Below are 8056 nucleotides of genomic sequence, written 5' to 3' on the forward strand. Positions count from 1 at the left end.
ACCTAGGTGAGATATTTCTCAAATACACTTAAATATTAATAGTTTATGTGATAGTTAAGGTAGAGTTGATTTCATACTATAGATTGCAGCTATTTAGTAATCATTGAATAAAAAAGGACTTTTAAAATGACAACTCTTCAAAAAATTGCAATTGGGCTTGGTTCTGGTTTACTTGTTGGATCTGTTTCAACGGTGCTATCTAGCTTACAATTTTGGTGTTTTGTCATTGGATTAACTCTAATTAATTACGTTATTGTTACGAAGAAAAAATAAAGCAAATAAGTGATAGTTATCGGTGCCAAAGGATATGACTTGCTGGAAATAAGATGATCAAGGTAGTGATTATAATGTTGAAGGTAAACAGTTACGGTTTCAGTAAAATTATCAGATGGTTATAACAAATGCATCAACACGATTTGCTACATTCGGCATTCTAGGTTTCTTTGAGTTTACCGTGTTAAGTGGTAAATTTGAGCTTAATCTGCATGGTAGCAAACGTGTTATGCAGGCGTTATGTTTTCGGGATAACTTGAGGAAAAGAGATGGATTTCATTTGGTTGGTTTTAGTTTTAGGCGCGGCTGCAATATTCTACTATTTCGTATCATATTCGAAGCCACAGGATGATGATTGGCACAAATTGCCGACACTTGAGAACTATTTGATAAAACATCCTGAATGTAAAACGGCAGATCCAGAAAGTGCTAAATGCTTTAGTTGTGGTTCAGACAAAGTGATCTTTCAACCATTAACAGCTCATGCAGATCCTCGTTATAAACATATTTGCTTATCATGCAAAAAAACACTTTTTAGAAGTAAGGCAATAATGTCTTAAACTAGTTGAGATTTCTAAGGCTATTTTTAATAAAATCAGCTGGTTGGAATAAAACATAACAAAGCAATCAACACGATGCTATTACACTCGGCATTCGCGGTTTAGAGTGTAATTGGCTTGGTAAGTAAGTCGTTCGCACGTGTTATTGCGGCGTTATACGAACTCTGAGAATGCAGTTTTTTGGTTCAGTCCAGCGATTGAACCATTAGCTATTTAGGTGTGAAAGTAGGGTGGTTTTCCTTTTTCTTTGTTGCCTTTTAATATTCGTATTATCAGGTTCGGCATTGAACTATTATTGCCCTAAGTTCAGGCGTTTCAGTGGCTAATTTACGCTTCAATTGTTCTTTGGTTATGCCTCATTTTAGCCTGTATCAGTGTTTTGCTCTCAGCATTTTCAATCCCAATTGTGGTTAGGATATTTGGTTTATCAGTTCCAAACTGGCTGAAACCAAATCGTTCAAATGATGTAAGAAAAAGGATTGTTTCGTTTCACAGTTATTGTTGTTGATTGGATATTTTGCTCGCTTAATTGAGCCAGTCTAATTAAAATCGTTTTACAGCAAATCTTGGTAAATCAGTTCTTTACCAAGTTAATTGGAGCGAAAGCAAGGCTCGTATAACAAAGCAATCAACACGATGCTATTTACATTCGGCATTCGCGGTTTGGAGTATAATTGGTTTGGCAAGTCGGTCTTTCGCACGTGTTATTGCGGCGTTATACGAACTCTGAGAATGCAGTTTTTTGGTTCAGTTCAGCGATTGAACCATTAGCTTTTTAGGTGTGAAAGTAGGGTGGTTTTCCTTTTTCTTTGTTTCCTTTTGGTGTTCGTTTCATCAGGTTCGGCAATTGACCATTATTGCCAAAAGTTCATGGATTTCAGAAACAAATTCACGCTTCAATTGTTCTTTGGTTATGCCTCATTTTAACCTGCATCAGTGTTTTGCTCTCAGCATTTTCAATCCCAATTGTTGTTGGGATATTTGGTTTATCAGCTCAAAACTGGCTGAAACCAAATCGTACAAATGGTGTAAGAAAAAGGGATTGTTTCGTTTCACAGTTATTGTTGTTGATTGGATATTTTGCTCGCTTAATTGAGCCAGTCTAATTAAAATCGTTTTACAGCAAATCTTGGTAAATCAGTTCTTTATCAAGTTAATTGGAGCGAAAGCAAGGCTCGTATAACAAAGCAATCAACACGATGCTATTTACATTCGGCATTCGCGGTTTGGAGTATAATTGGTTTTGTTAGTCGGTCTTTCGCACGTGTTATTGCGGCGTTATACGAACTCTGAGAATGCAGTTTTTTGGTTCACTTCAGCGATTGAACCATTAGCTTTTTAGGTGTGAAAGTAGGGTGGTTTTCCTTTTTCTTTGCTGCCTTTTGGTGTTCGTTTCATCTGGTTCGGCATTGAACTATTATTGCCCTAAGTTCAGGCGTTTCAGCGGCTAATTTACGCTTCAATTGTTCTTTGGTTATGCCTCATTTTAGCCTGCACCAGTGTTTTTCTCTCAACATTTTCAATCCCAATTGTGGCAATGATATTTGGTTTATTAGTTCTAAACAGGCTGAAACCAAATCGTTCAAATGGTGTAAGAAAAAGGGATTGTTTCGTTTCACAGTTATTGTCGCTGATTGGATATTTTGCTCGCTTAATTGAGCCAGTCTAATTAAACTCAGTTTACAGCAAGTCTTGGTAAATCAGTTCTTTACCAAGTTAATTGGAGCGAAAGCAAGGCTCGTATAACAAAGCAATCAACACGATGCTATTTACATTCGGCATTCGCGGTTTGAAGTATAATTGGTTTTGTAAGTCGGTCTTTCGCACGTGTTATTGCGGCGTTAACTGACTAGGTGGAAATATGGAAGTATCCCTAAGGCAAATAGGTTCTGATTCAAGGCATATATTGGAAAATTTATTCCATTATTATATATATGATATGTCTGAATTTATGGGTTGGAATCCTGATGAAAGTGGTTCGTATTCTTTCAAATCAGCAACATTAGAACCATATTGGAAGGATATTAACAGTGTTCCTTATTTCCTTTATGCGGATAATGAACTCGCTGGATTTGCTCTAATTCGTAAATACCCAGATGATCTTGAAGTTTTTGATATCGAACAGTTTTTTGTATTACGCAAATTCAAAGGTAAAGGAATTGGTAAAAATGCTCTCATGGCAATTTTGGCAAATCACCCTGGTAAATGGCAAATTCGAATTTTAAAGGAAAATGAGGCAGCATTAAAATTTTGGCTTTCAGCAACAAGAAATGTTGTAGGTAACTGTTACCAATTTTCTTTGGACATTGATGTGGACTTAGAAATGCACTTTATACGCTTTGAAAAAGTCAGTTAACAATCGCATCAACACGATTTACTACACTCGGCAATCTCAGTTTGCCGAGTGTTTCTCGTTTTAAGGCGTCAATATTAAGTATAATTGCATAGTAGTAAACGTGTTATGCAGGCGTTACACGAACTAAAGATTGCAGTTTTTTTTGGCTCAGTTCTGCGATAGAACCGTTCGATTTTTAGATGTGAAAGTTGGGCGGTTTTCCTTCTTCTTTGTTACCTTTTAGTGTCCGTTTCATTAGGTTCGGCAATTGACCATTATTGCCAAAAGTTCATGGATTTCAGAAACCAATTCACGCTTCAATTGTTCATGGTTTTGCCTCATTTTAGTTTGCATTAGTGTTTTGCTCGCAGCATTTCCAATCCGAATTGTGGTTAGGATATTTGGTTTATCAGTACAAAACTTGCTGAAACCAAATCGTACAAATGGTGCTAGAAAAAGGATTGTTTCGTTTCACAGTTATTGCCGTTGAAGTGATATTTTGCTCGCTTAATTGAGCTAGTCTAATTAAACTCAATTTATAGTAAATCATGGTAAATCAATTCTTTACCAAGTTAATGGAGCGTTGACAAAGATCGTGTAACAAATGCATCAACACGATTTACTACATTCGGCGTTGTAGGTTTGTCTTTGGTTTTTGTGTTTATGGCGGTAAAATTCAGCTTGATCTGCATAGTAGTAAACGTGTTATGCAGGCGTTGTGCGTACTGAGTCCGAAATTTTTTGCACGGTTCATCAAAAGGATCGCGGCTTTCGTAGTTTCGGCTTAGTAAGCGTAAATTTCTTCTTTGTTGCCTTTTGGTTTTCGTATCATCAGGTTTGGCAAATTAGCCCTTATTTCCCTAAGTTCAGGCGTTTCAGAAGCTAATTAACGCTTCAATTGTTCTCTGGTTATGCCTCATTTTAGTCTTCATCAGTGTTTTCCTCGCAGCATTTTCAATCCAAATTGTGGCGAGTGTATTTAGTTTATCAGTTCAAAATTTGCTGAAACCAAGCCGTTCAAATGGCGTAAGAAATGTATCTGTTTTCCATTCACTTTATCTCGCAATTTAAGAACATTTTGTTCGCTTAATTGACATCGGTAAATTAGAATCAGGGCTTAGAAAATCTTGGCAAGGCAGTTCTTTACCAAGTTGGCCAAGCCGAAAGTAAGCACGCACAACAATCGCATCAACACGATTTATTACATTCGGCGTTCTGGGTTTGCCTTTGGTTTTGTGATTATTGCAGTAAAATTCTGGTTGGTTTGCATAGTAATAAACGTGTTATGCCAGCGTTATACGAACTCTGAGAATGCAGTTTTTTTGGTTCAGTTCAGCGATTGAACCACTAGCTTTTTAGGTGTGAAAGTAGGGTGGTTTATCTTTTGCTTTGTTGCCTTTTAGTTTCCATTTCATCAGGTTCGGCAATTGACCATTATTGTCAAAAGTTCATGGATTTCAGAAGCTAATTCACGCTTCAATTGTTCATGGTTTTGCCTCATTTTATTCTGCATCAGTGCTTTGCTTTCAGTATTTTCAATCCCAATTGTGGCGAGGATATTTGGTTTATCAGCTCCAAATTGGCTGAAACCAAATCGTACAAATGGTGCTAGAAAAAGGATTGCTTTGTTTCGCAGTTTTTGTAGTTGAACGTTTCTTTTGTTCGCTAAATTAGCTTTTGTAATTTAGAATTGGTTTCTAAATATTATTGGTAAATCAGTTTGTTACCAATTAAAGCGAAGCGTTGACAAAGATCGTGTAACAAAGCAATCAACACGATGCTAATTACACTCGGCGTTTGTTGTTTGGAGTGTAATTGGTTTTGAAGGTCGGTCGTTCGCACGTGTTATTGCGGCGTTGTGCGTACTGAGTCCGAAATTTTTTGCACGGTTCATCAAAAGGATCGCGGCTTTCGTAGTTTCGGCTTAGTAAGCGTAAATTTCTTCTTTGTTGCCTTTTGGTTTTCGTATCATCAGGTTCGGCAAATTAGCCCTTATTTCCCTAAGTTCAGGCGTTTCAGAAGCTAATTAACGCTTCAATTGTTCTCTGGTTATGCCTCATTTTAGTCTTCATCAGTGTTTTCCTCGCAGCATTTTCAATCCAAATTGTGGCGAGTGTATTTAGTTTATCAGTTCAAAATTTGCTGAAACCAAGCCGTTCAAATGGCGTAAGAAATGTATCTGTTTTCCATTCACTTTATCTCGCAATTTAAGAACATTTTGTTCGCTTAATTGACATCGGTAAATTAGAATCAGGGCTTAGAAAATCTTGGCAAGGCAGTTCTTTACCAAGTTGGCCAAGCCGAAAGTAAGCACGCACAACAATCGCATCAACACGATTTATTACATTCGGCGTTCTGGGTTTGCCTTTGGTTTTGTGATTATTGCAGTAAAATTCAGGTTGGTTTGCATAGTAATAAACGTGTTATGCCAGCGTTACACGAACTCTAAGATCGCAGTTTTTTGGCTCAGTTCAGCGATTGAGCCGTTAGTTTTTTAGGCGTGAAAGTAGGGTGGATTTCCTTTTTCTTTGTTGCCTTTTAGTTTTCATTTCGTCAGGTTCGGCATTGAACTATTATTGTCCTAAATTCAGGCGTTTCAGTGGCTAATTTACGCTTCAATTGTTCTTTGGTTATGCCTCATTTTAGTCTGTATCAGTGTTTTCCTCTCAGTATTTTCAATCCCAATTGTGGTTAGGATATTTGGTTTATCAGTTCCAAACTGGCTGAAACCAAATCGTACAAATGGTGTAAGAAAAAGGATTGTTTCGGTTCACAGTTATTGCCGTTGATTGGATATTTTGCTCGCTAAATTGAGCTAGTCTAATTAAACTCAGTTTACAGTAAATCTTGGTAAATCAATTCTTTACCAAGTTAATGGAAGCGTTGACAAAGATCGTGTAACAAAGCAATCAACACGATGCTATTTACATTCGGCATTCGCGGTTTAGAGTATAATTGGTTTTGTAAGTCGGTCTTTCGCACGTGTTATTGCGGCGTTACACGAACTAAAGATAGCAGTTTTTTTGCTCAGTTCAGCGATAGAACCATTCGATTTTTAGATGTAAAAGTAGGGTGGTTTCTCTTCTTCTTTGTTTCCTTTTAGTTTTCATTTCATAAGGTTCGGCAATTAACTATTTTCGGTCTAAGTTCATGCGTTTCAGAGGCATTTTTACGCTTCAATTGTTCTTTGGTTATGCCTCATTTTATCGTGCATCAGTGTTTTCTTCGTAGCATTTTCAATCCCAATGGTGGCAAGGATATTTGGTTTATAAGCTAAAAAATTGTTGAAGCCAAATCGTACAAATGATGCTAGAAAAAGGATTGCTTCGTTTCGCAGTTTTTGCAGTTGAACGGTTCTTTTGTTCGCTAAATTAGCTTTTGTAATTTAAAATTGGTTTGTAAATATTATTGGTAAATCAGTTCTTTACCAATTAAAGCGGAGCGTTGACAAAGATCGTGTAACAAAGCAATCAACACGATGCTAATTACACTCGGCGTTTGTGGTTTGAAGTATAATTGGTTTGGAAAGTAAGCCGTTCGCACGTGTTATTACGGCGTTAAATGAACTGTCTCAATGGATAATTAAGTGATACAATAGTGATACTTTGTTCTTTCGATAATGGAAACTGAATATGAAAGTTGAATTAGTCACTACATTAAAACGTCAAGCAACCAAGATTCTTTCTGAACTTCATGCTTCAAAAGAACCAGTGTTAATTACAGAGCACGGTCAACCGTCTGCTTATTTGTTAGATGTTGATGATTACGAGTTTATGCAAAAACGAATTGCTATTCTTGAAGGTATTGCTCGCGGTGAAAAAGCAATTTCAGATAATCGTGTAGTTTCTCATGAAGCCGCAAAAGAGAAGATGAATAAATGGCTGTAATTAATTGGACTGAATCAGCATTATTAGATTTGGACGAAATTGCAGAATATATCGCTATTAATAATATCTTAGCGGCTAAGGCGTTAGTTCAATCAGTTTTCCATCGTGTTGAGCGTTTAGAGGATTTTCCATTATCAGGCCGTAGTGTTCCTGAGCTTCCTCATTTAGATTATCGTGAAATTGTATTGCCGCCATGCCGTATTTTTTACAAAGTAACCAACGATGATATTGTATATATTCTTTACGTCATGAGGGAAGAGCGCGAGTTACGCCAATTTGTTCTCAATGACCGTGGTTTGCAGTAAGAGTTCATTTAACAATCGCATCAACACGATTTGCTACACTCGGCGTTGTCGGTTTGCTTTAGTTTCAGTGATTAAGGCAGTAAAATTCAGCTAAGTCTGTATCGTAGCAAACGTGTTATGCAGGCGTTATGTGTTTTCACGGAAATGATAGGTTTAATGGAGTAATTATGGTTTTAATTCAAACGGTTGAAAGTAATTCACCGTATTTAGCTGAATTGTATCAATGGTTTGAAAGTGAGTGGGATGATGTTGAACCACTGGCTAAAACAAAGGATGGAAAAGTTATCCCAAATCCTATTATTGCCTTAGAAAATGGTGAATTAATTGGTGGTTTAGTTTTTACTCGTTTTCTATCTCCAATTACTCAAGAGCAGGCTGTTTGGATTAATGCTGTCTTTATTAAGTCTGAAAATCGTAAGCAAGGAATTAGCTCACTATTGATTAATCATGCTGAAAAAATGGTTAATGAAATGGTTGAACCAGAGTTGCTGGTTTTTACTCATATTCCTGCATTGTATTCAAATCTAAAATGGACAGTAATTGAAACGGTCGATGATCATTTCGTACTTAAAAGTTCATTGGTTCAATAAAAACACACATAACAAATGCATCAACACGATTTGCTACATTCGGCATTCTAGATTTCTTTTGGTTTACCGTGTTAAGTGGTAAATTGAGCTTAATTTGCATGGCAGC

The 8056-nt window shown here is 36.8% G+C and carries 6 protein-coding genes; all 6 read left to right on the plus strand.

Annotated elements, in window-relative coordinates; all coding sequences use genetic code 11:
- Positions 1–126: 126 nt before the first annotated feature.
- Entirely contained in the window at positions 127–273 is a 147-nt protein-coding gene (locus tag F8B77_RS17570) for a hypothetical protein (RefSeq protein WP_167512854.1), read from the plus strand.
- Between the two features lie 269 nt (positions 274–542).
- Positions 543–833: a hypothetical protein gene (locus F8B77_RS16940; RefSeq protein WP_151656826.1), complete on the plus strand. Its 291-nt coding sequence runs from the start codon at positions 543–545 to the stop codon at positions 831–833.
- Between the two features lie 1861 nt (positions 834–2694).
- A complete protein-coding gene (locus tag F8B77_RS16960; RefSeq protein WP_167512855.1) occupies positions 2695–3189 on the plus strand; it encodes a GNAT family N-acetyltransferase in 495 nt (164 codons plus the stop codon).
- A gap of 3611 nt (positions 3190–6800) precedes the next feature.
- Positions 6801–7055: a type II toxin-antitoxin system Phd/YefM family antitoxin gene (locus F8B77_RS16985; RefSeq protein ID WP_011263488.1), complete on the plus strand. Its 255-nt coding sequence runs from the start codon at positions 6801–6803 to the stop codon at positions 7053–7055.
- Entirely contained in the window at positions 7046–7360 is a 315-nt protein-coding gene (locus F8B77_RS16990) for a type II toxin-antitoxin system RelE/ParE family toxin (RefSeq protein ID WP_011263487.1), read from the plus strand. The genes F8B77_RS16985 and F8B77_RS16990 overlap by 10 nt, the downstream gene beginning before the upstream one ends.
- 167 nt (positions 7361–7527) lie before the next feature.
- Positions 7528–7950, plus strand: coding sequence for a GNAT family N-acetyltransferase (locus F8B77_RS16995; RefSeq protein ID WP_151656827.1), 423 nt, complete (start codon positions 7528–7530; stop codon positions 7948–7950).
- The last annotated feature ends 106 nt before the right edge of the window (positions 7951–8056 follow it).

The organism is Aliivibrio finisterrensis, assembly GCF_008933155.1.
In the GTDB taxonomy this organism is placed as follows: Bacteria; Pseudomonadota; Gammaproteobacteria; order Enterobacterales; family Vibrionaceae; genus Aliivibrio; species Aliivibrio finisterrensis.

Bases quoted from the DNA above. Each gene is read 5' to 3' on its own strand.
- F8B77_RS16940 (WP_151656826.1), top strand. From the start codon at position 543: ATGGATTTCATTTGGTTGGTTTTAGTTTTAGGCGCGGCTGCAATATTC.
- F8B77_RS16985 (WP_011263488.1), top strand. From the start codon at position 6,801: ATGAAAGTTGAATTAGTCACTACATTAAAACGTCAAGCAACCAAGATT.
- F8B77_RS16995 (WP_151656827.1), top strand. From the start codon at position 7,528: ATGGTTTTAATTCAAACGGTTGAAAGTAATTCACCGTATTTAGCTGAA.
- F8B77_RS17570 (WP_167512854.1), top strand. From the start codon at position 127: ATGACAACTCTTCAAAAAATTGCAATTGGGCTTGGTTCTGGTTTACTT.
- F8B77_RS16960 (WP_167512855.1), top strand. From the start codon at position 2,695: ATGGAAGTATCCCTAAGGCAAATAGGTTCTGATTCAAGGCATATATTG.
- F8B77_RS16990 (WP_011263487.1), top strand. From the start codon at position 7,046: ATGGCTGTAATTAATTGGACTGAATCAGCATTATTAGATTTGGACGAA.